Here is a 25,610-nt window from a genome sequence, read left to right on the forward strand (position 1 = left end):
CCGGCCAGGGCGGTGGCCGGGCGCTCCGGGGGCTGGTCGGGGGCGGAGGCGGCGCCGGCGGCTGCGGGCTTGGCGGGGGCCTGGGGGGGGCGGGGGGCCGTGGTGCCGGTGGGCGACGACCGCGGCGCCGTCGAGGACCACGGCCTCGGCTACGCCAAGGAATTGCTCTCCGGGCTCGGCGGCTCCTTCGGCGGCATCGCCGCCCTGGTCGCCGTCTTCACCGCGGCCGGGACCGTCGCGCTCTCGGTGGGGCAGCGGGGGCGCGAGTTCGCGCTGCTGCGCGCCATCGGTGCCACCCCGCGGCAGATCCGCCGCGCGGTCGCCGCCGAGGCGCTGCTGGTCGCGCCGCTCGCCGGGCTGCTCGGCTGCCTGCCCGGGATCGGGCTCGCGCGCTGGTGGTTCGGGCAGCTGAAGGACCGCGGCGCCATCCCGGAGGCCGTGGACCTGCACGTCTCCTTCATCCCGCTGGTCACCGCCGTCGGCACCGGGCTGCTGACCGCCCTCGCCGCCGGCTGGGCGGCCGGCCGCAGGCCCGCGAAGATCAAGCCCGGCCAAGCGCTGACCGAGGCGTCGGTGGAGCGGCTGCGGCCCGGCGTGATCCGTACCGCACTGGGCCTGGGCGCCGTCGTCGGCGGCGGGTTCCTCACCGGCCTCGCCGCCCGTTCGGCAGGGGAGGACGCGGCCAACGCCGCCCTCGGCGTCGTCATGCTCTTCATGCTCGCCGTAGCGCTGCTCGGCCCGCTGGTGGCGCGGCTGTGCGCGGCGCTCTTCGGCCTGCCGCTGCGCGGCGCGGGCGCGTCCGCCGCCCTCGCCGCGGCCAACTCCCGTACCAACGCCCGCCGTCTCGCCTCCGCGATCACCCCGATCGTGCTCGCCATGGCCTTCGCCTCCACGCTCGTCTTCATGCATACGAGCGAGAGCCACGTCGCCGCCGAGCAACTGCGCGCGGGCGTCACCGCCGACCATGTGGTCACGCACCCCGCCGGGCTGCCGGTGGACGCGGCGGAGCGCGCGTCCCGGGCGCCGGGCGTGGACGCGGCCGTCGGCCTGCTGACCACGCAGGTGCTGGTGCCCGTCGGCTCCGGCGGCGACAGGTGGCTGCAGGGCTCGGCGACCCAGGGGATCTCCGGCTCCGGCGCGCAGCTCGCGAAGGTGCAGGACCTCGACGTGCGCAGCGGCAGTCTGGAACGGGTCGGCAAGGGCCGGATCGCCGTCGACAGGACGCTCGCCACGTCGGCGAAGGTCAAGGTCGGCGACAAGCTGCCGCTCTACCTCCCGGACGGCACCAGGGCCAGCCCCGAGGTCGTCGCCGTGTACGGTCGTGGCCTCGGCCTGGCGGCGGTGACCATGGACCGCGCCTCCCTGGCCGCCCATGTCACGTCGGGCTTCGACAGCACACTGCTGGTACGGGGCGCAGACGCCAAGGCCCTCGCCCCGCTGGGCAAGGTCACCGACGCCTCCGGCTACGCCGTCGAGCAGGACATCGACCGCGAACTCAACGCCTGGGCCAACTACACGATGGCCGGTGTCCTCGGCGGCTTCGCGGCCGTCGCCGCCGCCAACACGCTGGTGATGACCGTCCTCGACCGCCGCCGTGAGCTGGGCATGCTCCGCCTCGTCGGCTCCACCCGGCTCCAGGTGATGCGGATGCTCCGCTGGGAGGGCCTGCTGGTGTCGGTGGCGGGCGTGGTTCTGGGCACGGCCATCGCCGCCGCCACGCTGATCCCGATGATGCGCGGCCTGACGGGGGAGTCCCCGTATGTGCCCCCGCTGGTGTTCGGGGCATTCGCCGCGGCCGCGGTGGGCCTCGGCCTGCTCGCCGTCAGCCTCCCGGCACGCGCGGCACTACGCGACCGGAATGCCTGAGCCCAGCGTCACACAGCGGGGACTTCATCGACGCTCGGTGTCTCTTGCCTTCCTTCCTTGACGAGTCTCGCCAGGTGACACGGTCACGCCTGCGGGGCGGGCTTTGGCTATTCATCTGGTGAATCAGGGGCGTCGTCGTGGGCGCGTGGGGGAATTCGGGTCATTGACGCCCCTGTGGCGTGACCCTAGCCTGCTGGCCAACGGTAACGAACGGGGTAATCATCGGGTGAATCGAGGTATGGCAGGAGGTATAGCAGGGCTGGCGCACCGTTTGATGTACTCGTCCAGGGAGCACTCAAGGTATGAGCACGAACAAGAACTCCGTGAACCTCGGTGGGCGGGCCGCCACGGCCATGCCCAGACGCATGGTCCATCTCGACTTCCACACCGGCCCGGGCATCACCGGGGTGGGGGAGGCGTTCAACCCAGAAGAGTTCGCTCGGACTCTTGCCGAAGCGGACGTGCAGAGTGTCACGGTGTTCGCCAAGTGCCACCATGGCCATCTGTACTACGGCACCGAACGGCCGGAACGGCACCCCGGCCTCGCCAACAATCTCGACCTGCTGGAAGAGCAGATCGAAGCGCTGCACCGGTTCGGCATCAAAGCGCCCGTCTATCTGAGCGTCCAGGTCGACGAGTACGCGGCGGACCACCACCCGGAATGGGTCGCCACGGACGAGGAGGGCCGCCTGGTCAAGATGGCACCGGGCCGGTTCCACCCCGGCTGGCAGGTGCTGGACATGTCCAGCCCGTACACGGACTACCTGGCGGGCCAACTCGATGACGTGCTGAGGACCTTGGGGACGGTCGACGGTGTCTTCCTCGACATGTGCTGGGACCAGCCATCGACGTCTCGCTGGGCCGTGGACGGCATGCGAAGCATGGGTCTGGATGTCACCGACGCCGCCGACCGTGAGACATATGCCCGCAGTGTTGCCCACACGTATATGGGTCGCTATCGAGCGATGATCCTTCCACGGCTCGCCGACGGCGCTCCGATGAGTGTGTGGTTCAACAGTCGGCCCAAGACCGCGTTGACCGACGAAGTGGCCTTCGTGGACCACGTGGAGATCGAAGCCCTGCCTACCGGAGGCTGGGGCTATTCCTATCTGCCGTACGTGTCGCGGTTCGTGCGCCCGCTGGGCAAGCCGGTCCTCGCCCACACCGGACGCTTCCACAAGAGCTGGGGCGACAACGGCGGCCTGAAGCCACAAGCGGCCCTGACGTTCGAGTGTGCGCAGATGCTGGCGTACGGGATCAGCGCGGGCGTCGGTGACCTGTTGCACCCCAGCGGCCGCCTCGCTCCTGACACTTACCGGCTTGTGGGGACCTCGTATCGGCATATCAAGCGGTGCGAGCCCTTCACCGAGGGCGGACGGCACGTCAAGGAGGTCGCGGTGCTCCTCGATCCGGCGCTGGGTGACACACCGGGCCCGGTCGGCGTCGGAGTTGTCCGCGCTCTTCAGCGGCTCCGGCTGCAATTCGACATCCTCCCGCCCGCCGCCGAACTGGGCGAGTACCGAGCGGTTGTCGTACCCGAGACGACCCAGCTGACCGGACCCCTGGCCCAACGACTCCAGCGTTTCGCCGAGGCCGGGGGAGCGCTACTGGTCAGTGGGGCGGCGGCGATCGAGGAAGACGGCACGCCCCGGCTCGACGCGCTGGGCATCGCGGCGGCCGGTGCCCCCGTCGACCACGCGTTCTGGCGCGCATCCGGCAACCCGGACGCGTTCGCGCACGTGATGTACGAGCCGAGCCGACCACTGACACCGTCACGGGGGACCGCACTGTGGGATGTGGTCGCGCCGTACTTCCCGCGGACATGGGACAACTTCAGCGGCCACGACTACACCCCCGTCGGCACCGGCGCCCCGCTCGGCGCGGCGGTCGTCGTCAACGGCAGCGTGGCCACCGTTGCCGCCCCCCTCTTCACCGCCGTCGGACGGCACGCCGCCGAGGAGTATCACCGGCTGTTGTCGGCGATCTTCGCCCGCATCCTGCCCGATCCGCTGGTCCGAGCCGACGGACCGGCACACCTGGAAGCGGTGGTTGTCGATACCGAACGAACGCGGGTCGTGCATCTGCTGAGCTTCCTGGCGTCGCGGCAGGGCGAGGGGGTCAGCGCGCTCACCTTCGCGGTGGAAGGCATCGACCTGGTTCATGACCCGTTCCCGCTGGTCGCCATGGAACTGGAGGTGAAGGCGGACCGGGAACCGGCATCCGTCACTCTGCAACCGCACGGACATGAACTGCCTTTCACCTACCGGGACGGCTACCTGCGCACCACGGTCGACCTGGCCGACGGTCATGGCATGGTCGTGCTCGGCCGGCCCGGCGGCTGAGATCACCGTCGGCAGCGGCAACGACCGCACCGCGCTGCACACGGCTCCCGTGTCCGTACCCCGACACGGACGCGTCAGGTGTGCATATGTTGCAGGGCTCTCCGCGCGCCGGCGATGAGCTCGGCGTCGGAGAGCCGGGCAAGTGCGTGGGCCTGGTCGCCGCCGTTGAAGCCGAGCAGGATGGGCTTGCCGAAGGTCTTGTACCCGTTGACCCACCAGGACCACAGGCTCGGGTGGTCGGGGTCGAACCATTCGATGACATCGGCGTCGGTGTCCCAGAAGGGTTCGGGGAATTGGAGCCACAGCTTGTCCAGGAGACCGGCTCCGAGCGCTTTGACGGCTTGTTGCTTGTCGCCTGGCAGGGCCGGCTCGAAGTCGATGGTCCGGGCCTTGAGCACACCGATCGGGACGGTGACCACCACGCGGTCGGCGGAGACGACCTCGCCACTCTGCAAGATCACCGAGACCGCGTCGGTGTCGTACCGGACGCCGGTGACGACCTTCCGCGTGCGGACCGGGAGGTCGCCGCGCACCTGTGCGATCAGCCGGTCGTAGCCCTGCGGCAGCAGCAGGTCCGGGCCTTTGAGGTCGCGGCCTTCCTGCGTGGCGGTCACGGACAACTGGCCCGGCTCGGCGGCGTACTCCAGGGCGTATTCGATGTTCAGCGCGGTGCGCAGCGCGGCGGAGCGTTTGCTGGGCAGCACGGAGGCGACGGTGGTGGTGTCCGGGGCGTCCACGTCCTTCAGCCCGCCTTGGTAGTGGGCGAGTGCCGCCATGGCTGCCTCGTTCTCGCCGGTGGAGTTGTCGTAGTCGAACGCGTAGCTGGAGTCGCCCGTCTCGTGCAGGACTTGGGTCATCACGTTGTCCGTGGAGCCGTGGATCCATGATGCGCCCAGCTCGGCGGGTACTCCTGCGAGGTGCCGGGTCTCGATGCGGCCGCCGATTCGGTCGCGTCCTTCGAGAACGGTCACTCGGAAGCCCCGGTCGGCCAGGGCGCGTGCACAGCCGAGCCCGGCGAATCCGGCCCCGATGACCACGATGTGTTCACCGTCGGCGGCGTCGTCGGTGACCTGTCCCGCCGCCCGGCGTCCGCTTTCCAGAGCGCCGTGGGCAGTGCTGGGTGCCTCGGCGGAGGTCGCCTCTCCGGCGAAGTACAGGCGTCCGGCCACCGGTGCAGCGAGCAGGGTGCGCGCGTTCGCGCCCAGGGTGCTGGGCGTGAGGTAGGAGTAGGAGCAGCGGGCAAAGGGATCAATCGACCATGAGGTGCGCAGGTATGCGACCGGGTCGCTGATGTCGCTGTGGCCGCCGCGACCGGATCCGCGGGGCCCGGTCGGCCTGCTTGCGGTGCACGACGCCAGCGCGCCTGCCGAGCCCAACGACAGCGCTGAGCCGAGCAGCGCGCGGCGTCCTATTCCACTGGGGGAGTTCGGGGGGTTCATGGTCGGCAGTCTCTCCTGTTGTCAGGTGCGGTCGCCCGGCCGCGGTCGGCGGCGGTTCGAACGGTCCTCGTCGGCACCCCGTTCCGTATCGGGAGGGGCGCGGCGCAGACAGCACTCGGGGATCGACCGCGGGCGGGCCGAAGGACGAGGCCAGGACGGGCTGTTGGCGCCCGGCCACGCGGGGCAGGCGGGGGAGTGCCGGCGTCAGCGACAGGTGTCGGCCGACGAGTCGGCTGACGTCGCGTCTGCGGCGGCGGCGGGTATACGCAGGGCCTCCACCAGATCGCGGTACAAGGCGTCTGTGGCCAGGAGTTCGTGGTGTCGTCCCCTGGCGCGGATGCGGCCCGCCTCCATCACCACGATGGTGTCCGCGTTCACCACGGTCGACAGCCGGTGGGCGATGGTGACAACGGCGCCGGAGGCCGCACGGGAGCGGATGCAGTCCTGGACGGCGGCTTCGGTCAGCCCGTCGAGTTGAGCCGTCGCCTCGTCCAGGAGCAGCACGTCCGGAGCGCGCAGCAGTGTGCGGGCCAAGGCGATGCGCTGGCGTTCGCCACCCGAGACGACCGTGCCGGACAGGGGAGTGCCGAGGCCGTCGGCCAGGGCGTCGATCCGTTCGGTCAGCCGGACCTCGTGCAGGACGCGCCTGAGTTCCGCCTCCGTTGCGTCTGGGTGGGTGAGCAGCAGGTTGTCTCGGATCGTGCCGGGCACTACGGGAGTGTCCTGCTCCACGTAGGCCAGCCTCGCCCGTACCTCACCGTGCGTGTGCTCGCTGTAGGGGCGGCCGTCCAGGAACAGCTCGCCGTGGTTCGGTTCCAGGAAGCGCAGGATGAGTGAGAACAGGCTCGTCTTGCCCGCTCCCGACGGGCCGACGATCGCGACATGCCCGCGCCGGGGGACGGCCAGGTCGATGTCCCTCACCGCAGGCTCGGTGTCCGGGCCATAGGACGCGGTGACGTTCTTCAGCTCCAGTACGGGAATGTCCGCAGAGAACGTGCCCGGCGAGGGAGCCGCGTCGCGGAAGGCACGGCGGGGCCTCGGCGCCACCGGAGTTGTGGCTTCGGTCTGTATGTCCTCCATCTCGCGGATGCGTTCGGCCGCGGCCATTCCGGACTGGAGAGCGGTCACGTTCCGGCTCAGTTCACTGATCGGATCCATCAGCCCGAACGCGTAGAGCAGGAACGCTATGAGGCTGGAGACTTCCAGATGCCCCGCGCTGACCCGCCAGGCTCCCACAGCCAGAATCAGGATGATCGCCAACTGCATTCCGGACATCGCGATAGTCCAGGCCAGCGCCTCGCGGCGGACCGCACGGACGCCGTACTCGGCGGCGGCGTGGGCGTCGGCCGAGATGCGCTCGGCCGTACGGTCCTCGGCGCGGCTGACCTTCACCGTCCGGATCGCACGGAGCGTGCCCTCCAGGATGCCGCCGAGTTGTCCGAGATGCTTCTGGGCGTGCTGCTGCGCCGCGGCGATCCCTGGCATCAGGACCGCGAACAGGACGCCGACCACCGCGACCGCCGCTACGGTGGCCACCAGCAGCACCAGGTCGAGCGTGCCCATCAGAACGAGTGTCCCCAGCAGCATGACCGTCGCGTTGATCAGGCCGACCGGGGCGCCGGTGGCCGCCTCGTGCAGCAGGACGGTATCGGAGGTGACGCGCGTGACGAGCGCACCGGGCGGGTGCCGTGTGACAGCGGGCACGGTAGCCGCGAGGAAGCGGCGCACCAGCGACTCGCGGGCTCGCAGGACCACGTGCTCGCCCAGCGTACCGAGCAGTGTCCATTGCCAGTAGGTGACGGCGCTGCTGAGCACCAGCAGGCCCAGCAGCGTCACTACCGGCCCTGCCAGCGACGACGATCCGCCGAGCACGTCGAGCACCCACTTGGTGACCATCGGTGTGGCCAGTCCCGTGGCCGACCCTGCCAGCCCCAGAAGCAGGGCCAGCGCCAGCGTGCCCTTGTGCGGCCGGGTGAACGACCAGAGAATCCGCAGCCGCGGAGCAGCCCCGTCACGGGAAGCCATTTTCGGAACGCTCATGGCACTGATTGGAACATCGCTGTTCTATACTGGTCAACCTGATTCCATCTCGGGGTAGGCGCTACCGTATGCACATGGGCGAAGGCCACACCGCGGTGACCGAGAGCGGGACGCGCGCCCGCACACGGCGCGCAATCCTCGACGCCGCCGTCGCTTTGCTGTCAGCCGACGCGACCGCGTCGCTCGCCGACGTCGCCGCGTCCGCCGGAGTGGGACGCACCACCGTGCACCGCTACTTCCCCGAGCGGTCCGATCTGCTGGCGGCCGTCGGCGCGGATCTCCTGGAGAAGGTCGCGGCGGCCACCGACCGTGCCCGGCTCGAAGACGGCCCGGCCTCGAAGGCCCTGGAACGGCTCTGCCAGGAGTACTTCGAGCTCGGCGACGGTCTGACCTTGATCTTCGACACACATCAGCTGATGAACTGGTCCGGCTGGGAGGACGAGACCCCCGCCGACGAGGCGCTGCTGCGTGCCGTACGCCGTGGTCACACGGAGGGCAGCATCGACCCGGAGATGGGCGCGGAGTGGCTGCGGGACGTGGTGTGGTCCCTGCTGTACTCGGCCTGGGAACAGGCCCGCTCCTACAACATCCCCAAACACACAGCTCTGGCCCTGTGCCTGCACACACTGAGGAAGGCCGTCGCGCCCTGAGGGGAGACCCTGTCCAACTGGCGGAGCGACAGGCCAAGTCACCCGGGCGCCACCGGCACACCGGGGTGTTCACCACCGACCTCCATGACGGCCCGGTCGCCGAAGGAGACGACGCCGCGACGGACCCGCCTCGCTGACAAGGCGCGGCGCCCGAGAACTGCTTGGCCTGCGGCCCGCTCGAAGAGCCTGCGAACAGTGCAGGTGGCCCGGTCGGGAACCGCACAGGCCAGACCGTGCCGTATCCGGGCTGGAGGCTGCACGGGTCCGGGCCCGTACCCGAACAGCTCCTCATTCCGGTGAAGTTCTTTATCCCGAAGGCTTGTCTTCATCATGCTGAAGCTCTTCAATATGAGCCAAGCCCGGCAGCTCGCGGGTCGTCGGCGAACACACTCGGCCCCGGCCGTGGGTCGTTGGACGGCACGGCATGATGCAGCCCTTCTCATCCCACGAGGCGGTCGAGAACTGTGAGCGACGCAACTGCGATATCCCCGGACGGTCAACCGGACGTCGACGCGCTCATCGCCATGGTGGGGTTGCAGATCAGGGTGTTGCGGAAGCAGGACGGCCTCACCCTCGACGAACTCAGTCGGCGCTCCGGGGTGAGCACCGGGCTCATCAGCCAGGTCGAGCGCGGGAAGGGCAACCCCTCCTTCGCGACCCTGGTGCAGCTCGCCCACGGGCTCGACATCCCCATCGGCAGGCTGTTCCACCTCACCGACCAGATCAGTCCGGTGGTGCGGCGCACAGAGCGCCGCAGCCTCGACTTCCACGGCACCGACCTGAACGGCGCCCGCTACGAGCTGCTCACACCCACGCTCAACGGAGCGCTCGAAGTTGTCTGGGTCGAGACCCAACCGGGCCATGACACCAGCAGGACCCCGTTCCGCCACAACGGCGAAGAGTTCGGGATCGTCCTGTCCGGTGTCAAGGACATCTACCTCGACGGCGTCCGGCACCGGCTTGAGGCCGGCGACTCGATCACCTACTCCTCAAGCATTCCGCACTGGTACGCCAACCCCGGCGACGAGCCGGCCACTTCCGTCTGGGTGATCACTCCGCCCAGCTGGTAGCCGCAGGCTCTCGCACCTCCCAACGCCCCGGCCGTCGGCCCGGGCGCAGGTCCCGCACGGCCAGCATCCCTGTGCCTTCTACCTGCGAGGTGCCCCGCATGGCATCGCTCACCGACAGAACCGCTGTCCCCACCCGTCTCTCCCCACGACGCGCACTCCTGGCGCTCGGCGGCGGCAACGCCGTCGAGTGGTACGACTGGATGGTCTACGGGCTGCTCGCCTCCTATCTGGGCCCGCAGTTCTTCCCCTCCAGCAACTCCCTGTCCTCCACCCTGTCCGCGCTGGCGGTCTTCGCGGTCGGCTTCGCCGCCAGACCGCTCGGCGCCCTCGTCCTCGGCACACTGGCCGACCGGATCGGCCGCCGCCGCATCATGCTGCTGTCCATCGGCTGCATGGTCGTGAGCACCGGGGTCATCGCGGTGCTGCCCACCCATGACACCATCGGCGTCTGGGCCGGGGTGATCCTGGTCGCCTGCCGGATCCTTCAGGGCCTGTCCACCGGCATCGAAGCCCCGCTGAACTCCACCTATGTCGTGGAGATGGCACCGGAGGGCCAGACGGCCCGCTACGGCACCGTCATCAGCGTCTACATCCAGGTCGGCATCATCTCGGCCTCCCTCGTCTCCTTTCTGACCAGCACCGCGCTGGGCGCGCAGCGCATGGAGGACTGGGGCTGGCGCATCCCCTTCGTGGTCGGCGCCCTGGCCGGTCTCCTCTTCCTGTGGCTGCGCCGCAACCTGCCGGAGACCCTGCACACACACGTGTCGGACACCGAAGCCCCGGTGCGGAAGACGTCCCAGGTGTGGGCCGAGGTCGCCCGCAACAAGGCGGCGCTGCTGGCCATCGTCTTCGTCGTCGCCGGCGCCCAGGCGCTCAACTACACCTGGAACACAGGTCTGCCGAACCTGGCCCGCACAACGTACGAGGAGGACCCCACCGCGGTCTTCGCCGTCACCACCCTGAGCGGACTGTGCGCCCTCGCCCTCTTCCCGCTGGTCGGGCGGCTCGCCGACCGCAAGCGGATCTCCCGCACCTTCATTGCCACCCGGCTCGCGGTCACCCCGCTGGTGTTCGTGGTCCTCGTCTATCAGGCCCCCGGCATGACGTCCTTCGCGGCCGTGATGCTGATCGGAGCGCCCGTGCTGGCCCTCACCATGGGCCTGTACAACACCGTTTCCGCGACCCTCATGCCGATGAGCTGCCGGGTCACCGGTGTCGGCCTGGGCTACGCGGTCGGGGTCGCCTGTTTCGGCGGCACCGCTCCCTACGTCCTGCTGTGGTTCCAACGAGCCGGCCTCCCCTGGGCCTTCCCCGCCTACGCCGCCGCGCTGTGCCTGCTCAGCGTTCTCTTCTACGTGCTCGCGTTCCGTCGCGGTTCCGTCCGCGTCGGAAGCTGAAAGGAGACACCCGTGTCCGACAGTGCCGCATCGCTCCGCACACCCGGCCAGGAACGTACCGTCACTCTCGACGCCATCGAAGCCCCCGTGGTCCAGCGGTCCGAGGTGATCGTCGTCGGCGGCGGCCCGGCCGGAGTGAGCGCCGCCGTCTCCGCGGCCCGCAGCGGGGCCCAGGTGACCCTGCTGGAACGCTACTCGGCGCTGGGCGGCCTCGCCTCGGGCGGCATGGTGCTCGTCCTGGACGACATGGTCAACGGCGACGAGGTGACCGTCACCGGCATCGTCGACGAGTACGTCGAGCGGATGGCGAAGCTGGGCCTCGCCGTCTACCCGCCTGCCGAGGACCGTCACTCCTCCCCGAAGACCTGGGCCACCTGGGGCCGCTGGGGCGCCTTCGACTTCCACTCCCACGTCACCCCCAAACCCATCTGCTACGCCGTCGCCTTCGACCCCGACGGCTGGAAGCGGGTCTCCAACGAACTGGTCCGCGAGAACGGCATCCATCTGCGCCTGCACAGCTGGTTCTCCCGCCCGGTGGTCCGCGACGGCGCCGTCAAGGGCGTCGTCTGCGAGACCAAGTCCGGCCCGCAGGCGATCATGGGTGAGGTCGTCGTCGACACCACCGGCGACATCGACGTGGCCTCCCGGGCCGGTGCCGCCCATATCCAGGGCAGTTACCTCACCACTCTCGTCTTCCGCCTCGGCGGCGTCGACACCGACGCGGCCGAGCACTACGAGCAGCAGAACCCGCGCGAGGTCCGCGCCATCAACCGCAAGATCAAGCGGATGCTCGGCGGGGCCTGGGAACTGTGGTGGCTCAAGACCCCCGTCCCCGGTGTGGTGTGGTGCAACTGCCCCCACCTGACCGGCTACGACGGCACCGACCCGGCCTCCCTCACCGAGGCCGAGTTCGAGGCACGCGCCCGCATCGGCGCCGTCCTGGACACCATCAAGCAGGACCTGCCCGGCTTCGAGAAGGCGTATCTGCTGGACGTGGCCGAGCAGATGGGCGTGCGCCAGACCCGGCTGCTCCAGGGCGAGTACGTGATGACCAAGGACGACATCACCACCCGCCGCCACTTCCCCGACTCCGTCGCCCGCGGCCGCGACTACTACTACCCCTACCGGTCGCTGCTGCCCCGCGACGTGGACCAGCTGGTGGTCGCCGGCCGCCACTACTCGGCCACTTCCGAGGCCCAGCGGATGTCCCGGGAGATCCCACCGTGCATGGCCATGGGCCAGGCCGCCGGCATCGCCGCCGCGACGGCCGCCGAACAGGGCATCGCGGTACGGGACGTCGACCCCGCCGTCATCCAGCGCCGCATGCGCGACCAGGGCGCGGACCCAGGCGACATACCCGCGGCGAACGCGACCCTCGACCAGCCCACGGAGGCCACGGCATGACCGTCCCCCAGCCGCTCAGCGGCATCACCGTCATCGACTTCACCCAGGTCTTCATGGGGCCGTCCTGCACCCAGCTGCTCGGTGACTACGGCGCCGACGTCATCAAGGTCGAACGGCCCGGGACCGGCGACATCTCCCGCACCTCGATCCCCGACCCCGCGGGCCTGGACAACCCCATCTTCCTGTCCATCAACCGCAACAAGCGCAGCATCAGCGTCGACACCCGCACCGACGAAGGCCGCCAGATCGTCCGGGACCTGGTGCGCACCGCCGATGTCGTCGTCAGCAACTTCCGGGCCGGCGTCATGGAGCGCCTCGGCCTCGGTTACGAGGCGCTGCGCGCCCTCAACCCCCGTCTCATCTGGGCATCCGGCACGGGATTCGGCACCGACGGCCCCTACCGGCACAAGGGCGGGCAGGACGCGGTCGCCCAGGCATACAGCGGCGTCATGTGGCGTCGGGTCGCCGAGGACGACCCGCTCACCCTCTATCCGACCACGCTGTGCGACTACACCACCGGCATGCATCTGCTCCAGGGCATCCTGCTTGCCCTGCTGCACCGCGACCGCACCGGTGAGGGCCAGAAGGTCGAGGTGTCGATGTACGACTCCATGCTCCATATGCAGATGCAGGAGGCGTGCCAACTGCTCAACCGGGGCTCCGAGATCAACTGGGCCGCCATGCCCCTCACCGGGGTGTTCCAGACCACCGACGGAGCGCTGTGCATGGTGGGCGGCTTCACGGCGAATCCGCTGCACCACATCAGCCTCGCCCTGGAACTCGACGAGGACCTCGGCAAACGGCCCCAATTCGCCACCCTGGAACAGCAGTTCGCCGCCCGCCCCGAACTCCAGCGGATCTTCGCCGAACGGATCGCCGGCAACACCACCGCGTACTGGGTCAAGCGACTGGAGGAACAGGACGTCCTGTGCGCCCCGGTGCACAGCCTGGAACAGACGCTCGCCGACGAGCAGACGGCCGTGAACAACATGATCGTCGAGATGGACCACCCGGTGGCCGGACGCATCCGCGCTCTCAACGCCCCGATCCATCTGTCGGCCGGACCGGCCGCGGTACACCGCGTCCCGCCGCGGCTCGGCCAACACGGTGCCGAGGTGCTGGGCGAACTGGGTTACCGGCCCGAGCAGATCGCGCTGCTGCGGGAGAAGGGCGTCCTGCGATGAACGCGACACCCGACGAGGTCCGCTACGAGCGCGACGGACACATCGCCCGGGTCACCATCGACCGCCCCGCGGTGCTCAACGCCGTGGACCCCGAGACCACCGCACGGCTGAACGCCATCTGGGACGAGATCGAGGCCGACCGGGACGTCCGCGTCGTCGTGGTCACCGGCGCCGGCGAGAAGGCGTTCTGCGTGGGCGCCGACATGTCCGCGGGCGCCGTCGCGAAGACCGGCCTTGAGTACTGGGCCGACCTCGACCCGAACGGCTTCGGCGGCCTGAGCCTGCGCACCACCCTCGATGTCCCCGTCATCGCCCGGGTGGGCGGCTACGCGCTCGGCGGCGGCATGGAGATGGTGCTGGGCTGCGACATCGTCATCGCCGCCGAGCACGCCCAGTTCGGCCTGACCGAACCCCGCGTCGGCCGCATCCCGCTCGACGGCGGCGTCTTCCAGCTCGTACGACGGCTGCCGCACACCCAGGCCATGGGCCTGTTGCTCACCGGGCGACGGGCGTCGGCCGCCGAGCTGCACCGGATGGGACTGGTCAACGAGGTGGTGCCGGTACGGGAGTTGGACGAGGCGGTCGACCGCTGGGCCGCCGACGTCCTCGCCTGCGCGCCCACCTCGCTCCGTGCCATCAAACAGATGGTGCAGCGCGGCGCGCACCTGTCGCCGCGGGACGCCCACGCGCTGCGGCTGCCGGCCCTGACCACCGCACTGGACAGCGAGGACAGCAAGGAGGGCGTGCTCGCCTTCCAGGAGAAGCGCCGGCCCGCGTGGCCGGGGCGATGAAGGGAAACGATCGATGACCGGACACCTGTCTCCCGGCGTGTGGGGCGTGGTCGCCACACCGTTCCTCGGCTCCACCCTGGAAGTGGACGAGACGAGCCTGGCCCGGCTGGTGCAGCACTACGCGCACATCGGCGTCACCGGTCTGACCGTGCTCGGCGTCTTCGGCGAGGCCGCCCGGTTGTCCGCCGACGAGCGCCGTACCGTCCTCGAAGTGGTCGCCGAGACCGTCGACCTGCCCCTGGTCGCCGGTGTCACCGCACTCGCCACCGCTCCGGTCCTGGAGGAGGCCCGGCTGGTCCGCGAGGTGCTGGGGGACCGGCTGGCGGCGCTCATGGTGCAGGTGAACTCGCCCGATCCGGGGGTCGTGGCCGACCACCTCAACGCCGTCCACCAGGTCACCGGCGCCCCCGTCGTCGTCCAGGACTACCCGGTGAGCAGCAAGGTGACGATCCGTACCGCCGACCTGGTGCGCGTGGTGCGGGCCGTCCCGGCGACGGCGGCGGTGAAAGCCGAGGCCCCGCCGACCCCGGCCGCGGTGGCCGCGCTGACGGCGGCGATCGACGTACCGGTGTTCGGCGGTCTGGGCGGGCTCGGGCTGCTGGACGAGCTGGCGGCCGGTGCCGCCGGCGCGATGACCGGCTTCTCCTGCCCCGAGGGTCTGATCGCCTGTGTCGACGCCTGGCGGGCCGGCGGCTACGACGCGGCCCGGCAGGCCTACCTGCCCTACCTTCCGCTGGTCAACTTCGAGGCACAGGCGGGCATCGGGCTGGCCGTGCGCAAGGAGGCCATCCGTCGGCGCGGGCTCATGGCGGAGTCGGGGGTGCGGCCGCCGGCGGCCACGCTGCCCGAGCCGCTCCTCCCACAGTTGGAGCGGCATCTCGCCGCGACTCCCGGCGCGGCCCTCGCGGAGGTGTGCTGATGGACCTCGGCATCCGTGGACGCATCGCCGTCGTCGCCGCCTCCACCGGCGGACTCGGCCGCGCGGTGGCCCAGGCGCTGGCGGCCGAGGGAGCGGCCGTCGTCGTGTCGGGGCGGCGCGGATCCCTCGCCGAGGAGATCGCCGCATCCCTCCCCGACGCGGTCGGCGTCGAGGCCGATCTCACCACCCCGGACGGACCCCGCCGCCTGGTCGAGGCCGCCCGCGCCGCGTACGGCGATCCCGACATCCTGGTCCTCAACGGCCCCGGTCCGAAGCCGGGCAAGGCCGCCGATGTGGCCGACGCGGACCTGGCCACGGCACTGGACTCGCTGCTGCTCGCCCCGCAGCGGCTGGCGGCGCTGACCGTACCCGCGATGCGGAAACGCGGCTGGGGCCGCGTCCTGGCCATCGGTTCCAGCGGAGTTGCCGTCCCGCTGCCCGACCTGGCGCTGTCCAACGCCGGACGGGCCGCCCTGGCCTCCTACCTCAAGACGCTCGCCGCCGAGGTCGCCGGCGACGGAGTCACCGTCAACCTGCTGCTGCCGGGGCGCATCGCAACCGAGCGAGTGGCCCTGCTCGACGCCGCGAAGGCCGAACGCGAGCAGCGCGACCTCGCCGAGGTGCGGGCCGACTCGCGGGCCGCCATCCCGGCCGGGCGCTACGGCACCCCGGAGGAGTTCGGCGCGGCCGCGGCCTTCCTGTGCGGCGGGCCCGCCTCGTACATCACCGGGACGGCGCTCCGCTGCGACGGCGGCCTCGTCCGCAGCCTGTGACCACACCCCGACCCGACGCAAAGGAATTCCCCTTCATGAGCCCCTTCATGAGCACAGTGCGGATCGGCAATCTGATCGCCGGTGAACGCCTGACCGGAGACGGCTTCGAACGCCGCAACCCCGCCGACCCCTCCGACGTGGTGGCCGTGGCACCGGTGTCCGACCGGACCGCCGTGGACGCCGCGGTCAGCGCCGCCGCGGACGCCCAGCCCGGCTGGGCCGCGCTCCCCGCGCCCGCGCGCGGCGCGATCCTCATGGACTCGGCGGAGATCCTCCGCAGCCGCCACGAGCACGTCGCCCATGACCTCGTCCGGGAGGAGGGCAAGACGCTGGCCGAAGCCCGTGGCGAGGTGCGACGCGCCATCGACGTCCTGCGGTACTTCGGCTCCGCAGGCTGGCGTTGCGGCGGCGAGGTGCTGCCGAGCTCCCAGCCCGACACCATGGTCCACACCCGCAGGGAGCCGCTGGGCGTGGCCGGGCTGATCACTCCGTGGAACTTTCCCCTCGCCATTCCGGCCTGGAAGACGGCCCCCGCCCTGGTCGGCGGCAACACCGTGGTGATCAAGCCGGCCGAGCTCACGCCGGTGTCGTTCCACCACCTCACCGAGGCGCTCGTGCAGGCAGGGCTGCCCGCGGGCGTGCTCAACGTCGTGCACGGCCCGGGCTCGGTCGTCGGTGCTGCCCTGACCGCCGATCCACGGGTGGCAGCGGTCTCCTTCACCGGCTCCACGGCCGTCGGTATGCGCATCGAGCGCACCGTTCACGAACGGCGCGGACGCGTGCAGGTCGAGATGGGCGGCAAGAACGCCCTGGTCGTCCTTGACGACGCGGACGTCGAGCAGGCCGCGCTCGTTGCCGCAGCCGGTGGCTTCGGTCTCACCGGACAGGCATGCACCGCATCCTCCAGGGTCATCTGCACGCCCGCGGTGCACGACTCCTTCGTCGAGGCCCTCGTCAAGCAGGCCGGACGCTACCGGCCCGGCAACGGGCTGACCGACGGAACGCTCATGGGACCGGTGGTCAGCGAAGGGCAACTGGCCGCGGATCTGAACGCCCTCGAACGCGCCGGGTCGGACGGCGCGACCTTCGCGGCCGACGGCCGGGCCCCCGACGGCCTGATGCTCGCCCCCACCGTGCTCACCGGCGTCGGCAGGGACAGCTCCGCGGCGCGCGACGAGATCTTCGGCCCGGTCGTCGCCGTGCTGGCCGCCGAGGACCTTGACGAAGCGATCGACGTGGTCAACGACTCCCGGTACGGGCTGGCGGCCGCCGTGTGCACCCGAAGCCTCGCCCATGCGCAGCGTTTCGCCGCGGAAGCGCACGCCGGTGTGATCAAGGTCAACCGGCCGACCACCGGACTCGACCTCAACGTCCCGTTCGGCGGAGTGAAGGACTCCTCCAGCAACACCTTCCGCGAACAAGGCGCTTCGGCAATCGACTTCTACACCTGGTCCAAGTCCGTCTACCTCGGCTGGAACGGCTGAGACGCCTCGTCCTGACCATGCCGCCGGAGGCGCGCGGGCGGGCTGCCGCTGGTGCCGGGCTACCCCGGTCGGCGCTGATACGCAGCTCGCCCGCATCGCTCCACTGGTGACCGAGGCGCGGGCCGGGAAGGCGAAGGCACAGCGGCCGGCCGTCTCGGTGGCGGGTGTTCGTGCCCGTGGTGCCGGCGTGGTGCTGTCAGCCGGCGGTCTTCGTGGTCGCCTCGGACTGGGGGACGGGCGGGGCGGATTCGGGACCGGAGCCGGAGCCCGAGCCGGATTCGGAGTGGGCCGGGTCCGGTTGGGCCAGGGAACCGGCGACGAGGAGGACGCCCAGGATGAGCAGCAGCGGTACGCACATGGCCGCCCGGTAGGAGACGGCCGCCCCGACGGCCCCGACCAGGGGCGGGCCGATCAGGAAGCCCAGGTAGTTGAAGAGGTTGACGCGGGCCACGGCGGTGTTCACCGTCCCCGGCAGCCGCTGTGCACCGATCACGAAGAGCTGGGGCATGATCACGGACAATCCCGCGCCGAGGACGGCGAAACCGAACGCACCCATCAGGGGTTCCGGTGCGGTGGCGATGACCGCGAACCCCACGGCGGAGAGCAGGGCGCCCGCCCGCACCACGGCCACCGCTCCCCACCGCTGCACCCAGCCGTCCCCGAGACCACGGCCCACCAGGGTGGCCGCCATGTAGAGGGCGTACGGCACGGTCGCCATCGCCTCCGAGCTGTGCAGCGTGTCCTCAAGGAACTTGGCGCTCCAGTTGGTGGCGGTGGAGTCGGCGATGACGGCCACGGTCATGATCAGGCAGAGCGGCAGCAGCGGCTTCCAGGGAACCTTGTGCGGGCGAGCGGGCCGCGGGGCGGCGGGCTGCGAGGACGAGGGTTGCGTGGCTGGAGGCTGGGCGGACGAGGGCTGGGCGGCCGGTTCGGCCGCGGCACGGCCGTCGGTCCCCGTGCCCGGCCCGCCCGGCTGCCGGGTCAGACGCAGGCCGACCGACACCGCGAACGGCAGCAGCAGGGCGACCGAACCGGCGAAGAGGGCGAGCAGGGAGAGATGCCAGTGGGCTCCGGCCCAGGCGAGCAGGGCACCGAGGATGCCACCGAGGCTGGCGGCACCGTGGAAGCCCAGCATGATGCTGCGACCGTAGCCGCGCTGGATCCCGACGCCCGTCATGTTCAGGCTCGCCTCCATGGCACCCACCAGCAGCCCGAACACGGCCAGGCAGGCCACGAGTTGCCAGACGGCCTCGCCCGCCCCGACCCCGACCAGGCACAGACAGATCAAGGGCTGGAGCACGCGTACCACCACGGGGGCCGGAACCCGGCGCACCGCACGCGAGACGGTGACGCTGCCGACACCGGCCAGTATCGGCACGGCGGCGAGAAAAAGCGGGAGTGCGGCGTCGCTGAGGCCGTACCGATCCTGGATCGCCGGGATGCGGGTGACCAACAGGGCGAAGACCGCGCCGTGGACGAGAAAGACCAGGAGCAGCGCGGAGCGGGCCTGTCGCAGCCGTACCGGGATCCCCATGGCACCTCCTTCGGTGTTTGCCACCACTCACCCGAGGGCAGCGCCGGGCGTGACCATATGGAGCGACGCTGTAGCGCGGCTTGAGCGGCAGGCCGGACGACGGTTCGAGGAGGCTGCTTCGAGGAGGCTGCTCGGGGTGGCGGAGGGTGCGCACGGTCGACAAGCCCTGCCGCAAGTCCCCCTTCAGCGGCGCCCGGAAACGTGGCGGCGCCCGGTGTGCACCGGAAGTCGTACGACGCGAGGCCGCACGATGCGAGGCCGGACGACGCAAGGTCGTACGAAGCATGGCCGACGCTCGGCGGCGTCCGCTTCGCCCGGGATGCGCGCCCAGCAGTCGCTCGCCGCGGCTGATCTCGCGGCCGCCCGGCTGAACGTCATGGCGACTGAGACCATCGAGATCTGGGCAGTGCATCCCGCCCGACGCGTCTTTGCGCCCTCTGGAAAGTTCGTGCCTGTGAACACGTCGCTTGCCGAAGCGCTCTCCGCCGCCCTGTTGTTGGCGGTCCTGGCCTGTGCGGTCATCCGCCCGTGGGGTTGCCCGGAGGCTGTCGTCGCCGTCCCGGCCGCCGCGGTGGTCATCGCGACGGGTGCCATCTCGCCGAGCCACGCGGCGGCCGAGGCGGCCCGGCTGGGGCCGGTGATCGGATTCCTCGCGGCCGTGCTGGTCCTGGCCCAACTATGTGACGGCGAGGGCCTGTTCCACGCCTGCGGAGCCTGGATGGCCCGCACCGCGCAGGGGCGCCCGAGGCGGCTGCTGGTCCAGGTGTTCGCGGTCGCTTCGCTGATCACCGCAGTGCTCAGCCTGGACGCCACCGTGGTGCTGCTGACCCCGGTGGTGTTCGCCACCGCCGCCCGGCTCGGCGCCCGGCCCAAGCCGCACGTGTACGCCTGCACCCACCTGTCGAACACCGCCTCACTGCTGTTGCCCGTCTCCAACCTCACCAACCTGTTGGCCTTCGCCGCCAGCGGATTGAGCTTCACCCGGTTCGCCGCCCTGATGGCCCTGCCGTGGCTGGTCGCCATCGGCGCCGAGTACCTGGTCATCCGGCGGTTCTTCGCCACCGACCTGGACGCCGGAGCCCGCGACACCCCCGCCGCCGGGCCCCGCGAGGTGCCGGTGTTCGCCCTGACCACGGTGGCGTGCACGCTGGGCGGGTTCGTCCTGACCTCCGCACTCGGGATCAACCCGGCATGGGCGGCCGCGGCGGGCGCCGCGGTGCTGGCCGGCCACGCCCTGGCCCAGCGCCGCACCAGCCCCACCGCCATCGTGCGCGCTGCCGCGGTCCCCTTCCTCGCCTTCGTCCTGGCGCTGGGCATCGTGGTCCGTGCGGTGGTCGACAACGGCCTCGCCGACGCGCTGGGGCATCTGCTCCCGGGCGGCACGGGCCTGCCCGCCCTGCTGGGCACCGCTCTTCTGGCCGCGGTGCTGGCCAACGTCATCAACAACCTGCCCGCCGTCCTGGTGCTGCTGCCGCTCACCGCCCCCACCGGGCCGGGGGCCGTCCTCTCAGTGCTGCTCGGAGTGAACATCGGGCCCAACCTCACCTACGCCGGTTCCCTGGCCACCCTGCTGTGGCGGCGCATCGTCCGCGAACACGACACCGACGTGAACCTGGGCGAGTTCACCCGGCTCGGACTGCTGGTCGTGCCTGCCGCACTGGCCCTGGCCGTGGTAGCCCTGTGGGGGGCACTGCAACTCGTCGGAGGGTGAAGCCGTGGCCGTCATCGTCTGGATCACCGAAGGCACCTGGCCCGCCTGCGTCGACGCCGCCCGCACCCACGCTCCGGCGGACGCCGAGATCGTCCTGCTCCACGTCACCGGCCACGAGGTTCCCGGGGTCGCGCACGGCGCCTTCGTCGGTCTGCTCGGCCGCGGCCACCCCGAGCGCGACCCCGGTACCCGCCTTGCGGACCTGGCCGCCACTTCCGCTCGGCACCTGCTCGATGCCGCCGCTGACCGCCTGGCACGGGCCTGCACCTGTATGGAGCGCACCGGCCGCATCGAACGTGAGGTCGTCACCGCGGCCGAAGGAGCCGACCTGCTTATCTGCGCCCGCGACGGTGACCGCACCCACCTCGGACCGCACAGCCTCGGCCCCGTCGGCCGCTTCGTCGTCGACCACGCCCCCTGCCCAGTCCTGCTGGTCTGGCCCGAACCGGCGCCCGGCATCACCGCCATCCCGCCGGCCCCACACCCATCACACCCACCGCACCACCGGTAGAAGCCGCCGCCCACACGACGCCAGACGTCAACGCCATGGCATTCGGCACGGGCAACAGCGAACAGACGCACAGCGTCGAGTAGCCCCCCAAGTGGCAGCCGCCCACGCTCCCAAGGGCGGCGCGCTCGCTGTTCAGGCAAGGCCGGCCATTACCCCATGCGGCCGAAGCATTTCGGAAACCGAACGCCGCAGCGGTGATCTCCGCTATGCCTCGGACCCCGTCGACCCGCGACAAGAAACTGGTATGGTAGACCTCGTTCAGCGGCGAGGACGTCCGACGAGGAAGCGGGGCGCAGTCCAATGGCCAGGGCTCAGGCAGGCGGCCGTTCCGCCGAGGCGCAGCAGGAACCACAGGGTGCGGCCATGTCGTCGCAGGCTCCGCTGTCCGTCGACGACCTCGATGGCGGCTCCATGAAGGACGCGATCGTACGGCAGTTGCGCCAGGACATCGTCTCCGGCGCGATCGCCTACGGCGAGAAGCTCTCCGAGGCCCGGTTGGCCCAGCGGTTCGGAGTGAGCCGGATGCCGGTGCGCGAGGCACTCAAGGAACTTGAGGGCGCCGGCTTCGTCACCATCGAGCGGCGCCGGGGTACGTTCGTCAAGCGGCTGAGCCGCCACGAGATCCTCGACCTGTTCGAGGTCCGGGAGGCCGTTGAGGGGATGGCGGCCCGGCTGTGCGCCAACCGCGCCAACAACGAGATCGTCGCCCGGCTCGACGAGACGATGATCGCCCTGGCCGCGGCGGTGGCGGCGGGGGACAACGACGGCTACAGCGCGACAGACGAGCGTTTACACGAACTCATCGCCGAGGGCGCGGGCAACGACCGTCTGACCGACCACTACCGCCTGCTGGTCCAGCAGCTCCACCGCGGTCTCCTGTCCTCCATAGTCACCCGGCGCACGGGCCGCATGGAGCGGTCGTTGGCGGAGCACCAGGCCATCATCAAGGCGATCCGGACCCACGACGCCGACGCGGCGGAGCAGGCCATGCGGGCCCACGTCCAGCAGGGACGCCTCGAACTCGCCGACGAGGTCAGCGTCAAGTTCTCGCTGTGACGCAGGCGCCGTCCCGGGGGGAGCTGCTGGTCGGCTGCTGGTGGGTCGGGAGGTCTCGTGATCGCCGGATCGGGGAGAAGAAGAGGATCAGGGCGGCGAGCGGGATCCCCGCTGTGGTGATCGCCATTGCTGTGCGGGTGCCGAGCGTGGTGCCGAGCGTGCCCGCGAGAAGTGCTCCAAGGGGGATCGTCCCGTAACTGAGGAACGCCGTGCTCGCAGTGAGACGGCCGAGGAGGTCCGGCGGGCAGTAGCGTTGCTGGAAGCCGGCCCTGATCACGTTGCCGCCGACGGCGCCTGCGACGACGCAGAAGCCCCCTGTCACAAAGAGCAGGATCCCGGCCCCGCGGACGGTCAGCGGGATGAGCAGGGCGAGCACGGGAATTCCCAGTTCGAACAGCAGCGTGGCGCGGGCCGTGCCGATCCGGTCGGCGACCCGGCGGGCGACGAAGGCCCCGGCCACGCCTCCGGCGCTGGTGGCCGCGATGAGTGTGCCGACCAGCCCGGGGGCCAGGCCGACGCTGCGGATCAGGAAGACCACCTGGATCGACTGGTACCCCATGAGGGCCAGGTTGGAGGCGGCCCCGAAGAGCGCGAAGGTGCGGAACCAGGGGTCGCCCGCGATCAGCCGCAGTCCCGCGCGGACTTCCCCGACCACGGTTTCCGGGCGGCGTCGCCCCCGGGTGACGCGTGGCTCGCGGTGCCGGATGCCGGCCAGGCACAGGAGGGAGACCAGGAAGGTCGCGGCGTTGACGAACAGCCCGTTCACGGCCCCTGCCAGCTGCGCGATCAGGCCGCCGGAGCCGAGCCCGGCGATCTGCGCGGCGGACGCACTGCCGTGCAGTTTGGCGTTGCCCTCGGGCTGGTCCTCGGGTTCCAGAATGCTCGGGAGATAGGCGCTGTAGGCGGTCTGGAAGAACACGGCCGCCGTGCCCGTCAGCAGGGCGATGGCCAGCAGCAGGCCCATGCTCAGCCAGCCCAGCCACGCGGCGACCGGGGCAGCAGCGAAGAGCAGGAGGGAGACCGCAGCGGCGGTCAGCATGATCGGTCTGCGCCGTAGCCGGTCCACCCAGGCACCGACCGGAAGTCCGATGATCAGCCAGGGAGCCCAGGCGGTGGCGCTCAGCAGGCCGACCTCGAACGTACCGGCGTCCAAGGCCGAGACGGCCACCAGCGGCATCGCCACCCCAGTGACCGAAGCACCGAATTTACCCGCGGTCTCCCCACACCACAGCAGCCGGAAATCGCGGTGGCGACGCAGGAGGCCACCGCGTACAGCCCGGCTCATGCGGTGCCACGCTCCTGGCGGGGGAAAGACTGCAGTTGCACCACGACAGGGAGCGCGCCCGGAGCAGGCTCGGCATCCGGCGCAGGGGTGTGGCGCGCGATGACGGCCGCCAGCTCCGCGTTGAGCGCCTTCAGCTGGTCAGGCGTCAGCCGCAGATCCAGCCAGTCCGCGACACTGCCGGCGCTGCGCCATGTGTCGTCCCAGTCCTCGTTGATGTATCTCGTGACACGGCTGAAGTACTGGTGGACCAGTTCGTGCAGGTAGACGGCGAACGCGCCCCGGGCGTCGGGATCGTCGCGGAAATCGGCGGTGTTCAGCTCGTTCGTGACCTCCACCGTTCTCCACCAGCGCTCGCGCTTTGTGCCTCGTCCGGTTTCCTCTTCGATGAAGCCGTGCTCGGCGAGGTGACGCAGGTGCCAGCTGACGGTGCCGGTGTTCTCCCCGAGGCGTTCGGCGAGAGCGGTGGCGTTGGCGGGGCCGTCCAGGCTGAGCAGTTCAAGGATCTCCATCCGTGTCGGGTGGGCCAGCCCCCGCAGGCTGCGTGGATCGATACGCCGGATGGGCCGCGGCGTGCGTTCGGGTTGGTCGGACATGTCAGCACTCTATGTTGCAGAGCCTTCTCTGCATAGAAGACTCTGCAACATGGCGCGGACGTCATGCTGACTGCCGCGGAAGGTCTGCCGCCGGGCCGCGCCGAGCCGGGCCAGGCCGCCCGCAGCCCCTCTCGCCGCCCTCCCGACCAAGCCGCACCCGCGCCGTGCGCGTACCGCGTTCCATCGCTGACACCTCCGCCGCACCCACCCTCTGGAATGTCAGAACTCGTCATTGCAACTGACATGTCAGATGGTCTACGGCGGACTCGAATCGAGGTGGCGGAGCCATCCCGTTCACGCTGAGAGGGCTAGACCACAGCTCGTTTCTGCGGTGAGAAGCCATCGGTGCACGACCCTTGACACCTAGTATGGTAGATGGAAATCTGATCGCACCGTCACACCACGTGGTACCTCTTCTGCTCGACTGGCATACCAGTTCAGCGGGCGCCGTCCCAGCATCTCGCTCATGCAGTGCCCGAAGAGTCGGGCCTTGGAAAGGTCATCATGCGTGCCGCGATCCCTCTTGTCTCGACCACCGTCGCCCTGACCGTCACCCTCGCCGCGTGCGGCGGTTCGTCCGGCGGCGCCGCCTCCACCACAAGCCACGGTCAGGCCGGCAAGTCGGTCTCGATCGGCTTCATCTCCCAAGCCCCGCGCAACGACGGCGGGTTCACCCAGTACGGCCTGACCGGGGTGAAGGCGGCGATCGCCGCCCGGAAGGGCCTGATGAGGCTGTCCTCCGTCGTCGACAACGTCTCCAACTCGCAGGACCAGATCATGGGCCTGCAGAGGCTGGCCGCCTCCAACGCCGTCGTCGTGGCCGACGGGGCCTCGCTCAACAAGGCGGTCGAGGCCGTGGCGCCCAAGTTCCCCAAGGTCAGGTTCATCCTGGTCGCCGCCCACACCGAGTCCTTCGCCGACAACGTGACCTCGGTCGACGCAGCCGTCGGCTACGACGCCATGGTCGTCGGCGCGGTGGCCTCCGCGCTGTCGAAGTCCAAGAAGCTCGGGATGATCGCCGGACTCCAGGTCCCGGCCTCCGCCAGCTGGTACTACGGCATGGTCCAGGGCGCCGGACTCGACAGCTCGGGGACCAAGGTCGTGCAGACCTACACCGGCGACTACAACGACGTCGGCAAGGCCAAACAGGCCGCCGAGGCCATGATCGCCACTGGCGTCGACTCGATCCTGTCCGACCTGGACAGCGGCTCCCAGGGCGTCTATCAGGCGTCCGACGCCGCCGGCTCGAAGGTGGACGTCTACCAGGTGTTCGGCCTGGACTGCGCCGCCGACAAGAACGTCGTCGGCTCCGGAGTGGTCGACTGGTCGGCGATCCTGAAGGACGCCGTGACCGACGCCGCGACCGGTCAACTCCCCGCGGGCGCCCTCAGTTACGGCATGGCCAAGGGCGCGGTCTCCTTCAAGTTCTGTCCGGGCAAGGCCACCGCGAAGGCCAAGGAGATCGCCGACAAGGTCACCCAGGAGATCGTCGCCGGCAGCATCACCCCGGCCGACAAGGTCCTGCTGCCCAGACCCTCCTACGCCTTCGCGCAGCGCTAGG

Annotated in this window: 20 protein-coding genes; 15 read left to right on the forward strand and 5 right to left on the reverse strand. The window is 70.6% G+C overall.

Features of this window, described 5'->3' with window-relative positions:
• The coding region (locus ACWEKM_RS32660) for an FtsX-like permease family protein (protein ID WP_451624874.1) at nt 1-1,866 on the forward strand (1,866 nt) is incomplete at its 5' end.
• 302 nt (nt 1,867-2,168) lie between these two features.
• Complete coding sequence (locus ACWEKM_RS32665; protein WP_451624875.1) at nt 2,169-4,208, forward strand: alpha-amylase family protein; 2,040 nt, start codon at nt 2,169-2,171, stop codon at nt 4,206-4,208.
• 74 nt (nt 4,209-4,282) lie between these two features.
• Here the strand turns inward: ACWEKM_RS32665 and ACWEKM_RS32670 are convergent, their stop codons facing one another.
• Nucleotides 4,283-5,647, reverse strand: coding sequence for an FAD-dependent oxidoreductase (locus tag ACWEKM_RS32670; RefSeq protein ID WP_451624876.1), 1,365 nt, complete (start codon nt 5,645-5,647; stop codon nt 4,283-4,285).
• Nucleotides 5,648-5,851: 204 nt separating this feature from the next.
• The gene (locus ACWEKM_RS32675; protein WP_451624877.1) at nt 5,852-7,687 is read right to left on the reverse strand and encodes an ABC transporter ATP-binding protein; all 1,836 of its coding nucleotides are present in this window, start codon (nt 7,685-7,687) and stop codon (nt 5,852-5,854) included.
• A gap of 74 nt (nt 7,688-7,761) precedes the next feature.
• Here ACWEKM_RS32675 and ACWEKM_RS32680 point away from each other — a divergent pair, with 74 nt between their 5' ends.
• From ACWEKM_RS32680 to ACWEKM_RS32720, 9 genes are all read left to right on the forward strand, one after another.
• The gene (locus ACWEKM_RS32680) at nt 7,762-8,337 is read left to right on the forward strand and encodes a TetR/AcrR family transcriptional regulator (protein WP_451624878.1); all 576 of its coding nucleotides are present in this window, start codon (nt 7,762-7,764) and stop codon (nt 8,335-8,337) included.
• Nucleotides 8,338-8,801: 464 nt separating this feature from the next.
• Nucleotides 8,802-9,407, forward strand: a complete 606-nt coding sequence (locus ACWEKM_RS32685) for a helix-turn-helix domain-containing protein (RefSeq protein ID WP_451624879.1) — start codon at nt 8,802-8,804, stop codon at nt 9,405-9,407.
• A gap of 98 nt (nt 9,408-9,505) precedes the next feature.
• On the forward strand, nt 9,506-10,804 hold the full coding sequence (locus ACWEKM_RS32690) for an MFS transporter (RefSeq protein ID WP_451624880.1): 1,299 nt from the start codon (nt 9,506-9,508) through the stop codon (nt 10,802-10,804).
• Between the two features lie 12 nt (nt 10,805-10,816).
• Nucleotides 10,817-12,208 carry an FAD-dependent oxidoreductase gene (locus tag ACWEKM_RS32695; protein ID WP_451624881.1) on the forward strand — a complete coding sequence of 464 codons (1,392 nt, stop codon included), beginning with the start codon at nt 10,817-10,819 and terminating at the stop codon, nt 12,206-12,208.
• Entirely contained in the window at nt 12,205-13,392 is a 1,188-nt protein-coding gene (locus tag ACWEKM_RS32700; RefSeq protein ID WP_451624882.1) for a CaiB/BaiF CoA transferase family protein, read from the forward strand. Before ACWEKM_RS32695 ends, ACWEKM_RS32700 begins: the two co-directional genes overlap by 4 nt.
• Nucleotides 13,389-14,183: an enoyl-CoA hydratase-related protein gene (locus ACWEKM_RS32705; protein WP_451624883.1), complete on the forward strand. Its 795-nt coding sequence runs from the start codon at nt 13,389-13,391 to the stop codon at nt 14,181-14,183. The genes ACWEKM_RS32700 and ACWEKM_RS32705 overlap by 4 nt, the downstream gene beginning before the upstream one ends.
• A gap of 13 nt (nt 14,184-14,196) precedes the next feature.
• Nucleotides 14,197-15,102, forward strand: coding sequence for a dihydrodipicolinate synthase family protein (locus ACWEKM_RS32710; protein ID WP_451624884.1), 906 nt, complete (start codon nt 14,197-14,199; stop codon nt 15,100-15,102).
• Nucleotides 15,102-15,875 carry an SDR family oxidoreductase gene (locus ACWEKM_RS32715; RefSeq protein WP_451624885.1) on the forward strand — a complete coding sequence of 258 codons (774 nt, stop codon included), beginning with the start codon at nt 15,102-15,104 and terminating at the stop codon, nt 15,873-15,875. Before ACWEKM_RS32710 ends, ACWEKM_RS32715 begins: the two co-directional genes overlap by 1 nt.
• A gap of 35 nt (nt 15,876-15,910) precedes the next feature.
• The gene (locus ACWEKM_RS32720; protein ID WP_451624886.1) at nt 15,911-17,359 is read left to right on the forward strand and encodes an aldehyde dehydrogenase family protein; all 1,449 of its coding nucleotides are present in this window, start codon (nt 15,911-15,913) and stop codon (nt 17,357-17,359) included.
• Between the two features lie 196 nt (nt 17,360-17,555).
• Here ACWEKM_RS32720 and ACWEKM_RS32725 read toward each other — a convergent pair whose 3' ends face one another.
• Nucleotides 17,556-18,893, reverse strand: coding sequence for an MFS transporter (locus ACWEKM_RS32725; RefSeq protein ID WP_451624887.1), 1,338 nt, complete (start codon nt 18,891-18,893; stop codon nt 17,556-17,558).
• Between the two features lie 454 nt (nt 18,894-19,347).
• Here ACWEKM_RS32725 and ACWEKM_RS32730 point away from each other — a divergent pair, with 454 nt between their 5' ends.
• The 3 genes from ACWEKM_RS32730 (at nt 19,348) to ACWEKM_RS32740 (ending at nt 22,171) form a co-directional block, all read left to right on the forward strand.
• Nucleotides 19,348-20,604 carry an SLC13 family permease gene (locus ACWEKM_RS32730; RefSeq protein WP_451624903.1) on the forward strand — a complete coding sequence of 419 codons (1,257 nt, stop codon included), beginning with the start codon at nt 19,348-19,350 and terminating at the stop codon, nt 20,602-20,604.
• 4 nt (nt 20,605-20,608) lie between these two features.
• Nucleotides 20,609-21,115: a universal stress protein gene (locus ACWEKM_RS32735; RefSeq protein ID WP_451624888.1), complete on the forward strand. Its 507-nt coding sequence runs from the start codon at nt 20,609-20,611 to the stop codon at nt 21,113-21,115.
• A gap of 363 nt (nt 21,116-21,478) precedes the next feature.
• Nucleotides 21,479-22,171: a GntR family transcriptional regulator gene (locus ACWEKM_RS32740; RefSeq protein WP_451624889.1), complete on the forward strand. Its 693-nt coding sequence runs from the start codon at nt 21,479-21,481 to the stop codon at nt 22,169-22,171.
• Here ACWEKM_RS32740 and ACWEKM_RS32745 read toward each other — a convergent pair.
• Together ACWEKM_RS32745 and ACWEKM_RS32750 are read right to left on the reverse strand one after the other, a co-directional pair.
• On the reverse strand, nt 22,155-23,456 hold the full coding sequence (locus ACWEKM_RS32745) for an MFS transporter (protein WP_451624890.1): 1,302 nt from the start codon (nt 23,454-23,456) through the stop codon (nt 22,155-22,157). The genes ACWEKM_RS32740 and ACWEKM_RS32745 overlap by 17 nt on opposite strands.
• On the reverse strand, nt 23,453-24,049 hold the full coding sequence (locus ACWEKM_RS32750) for a helix-turn-helix domain-containing protein (protein ID WP_451624891.1): 597 nt from the start codon (nt 24,047-24,049) through the stop codon (nt 23,453-23,455). The genes ACWEKM_RS32745 and ACWEKM_RS32750 overlap by 4 nt, the downstream gene beginning before the upstream one ends.
• Before the next feature lie 504 nt (nt 24,050-24,553).
• On the opposite strand from ACWEKM_RS32750, the gene ACWEKM_RS32755 reads away from it, so the two are divergent.
• On the forward strand, nt 24,554-25,609 hold the full coding sequence (locus ACWEKM_RS32755) for a BMP family lipoprotein (protein WP_451624892.1): 1,056 nt from the start codon (nt 24,554-24,556) through the stop codon (nt 25,607-25,609).
• Nucleotide 25,610 lies beyond the last annotated feature (1 nt).

This window comes from Streptomyces sp. NPDC004752 (genome assembly GCF_053601275.1).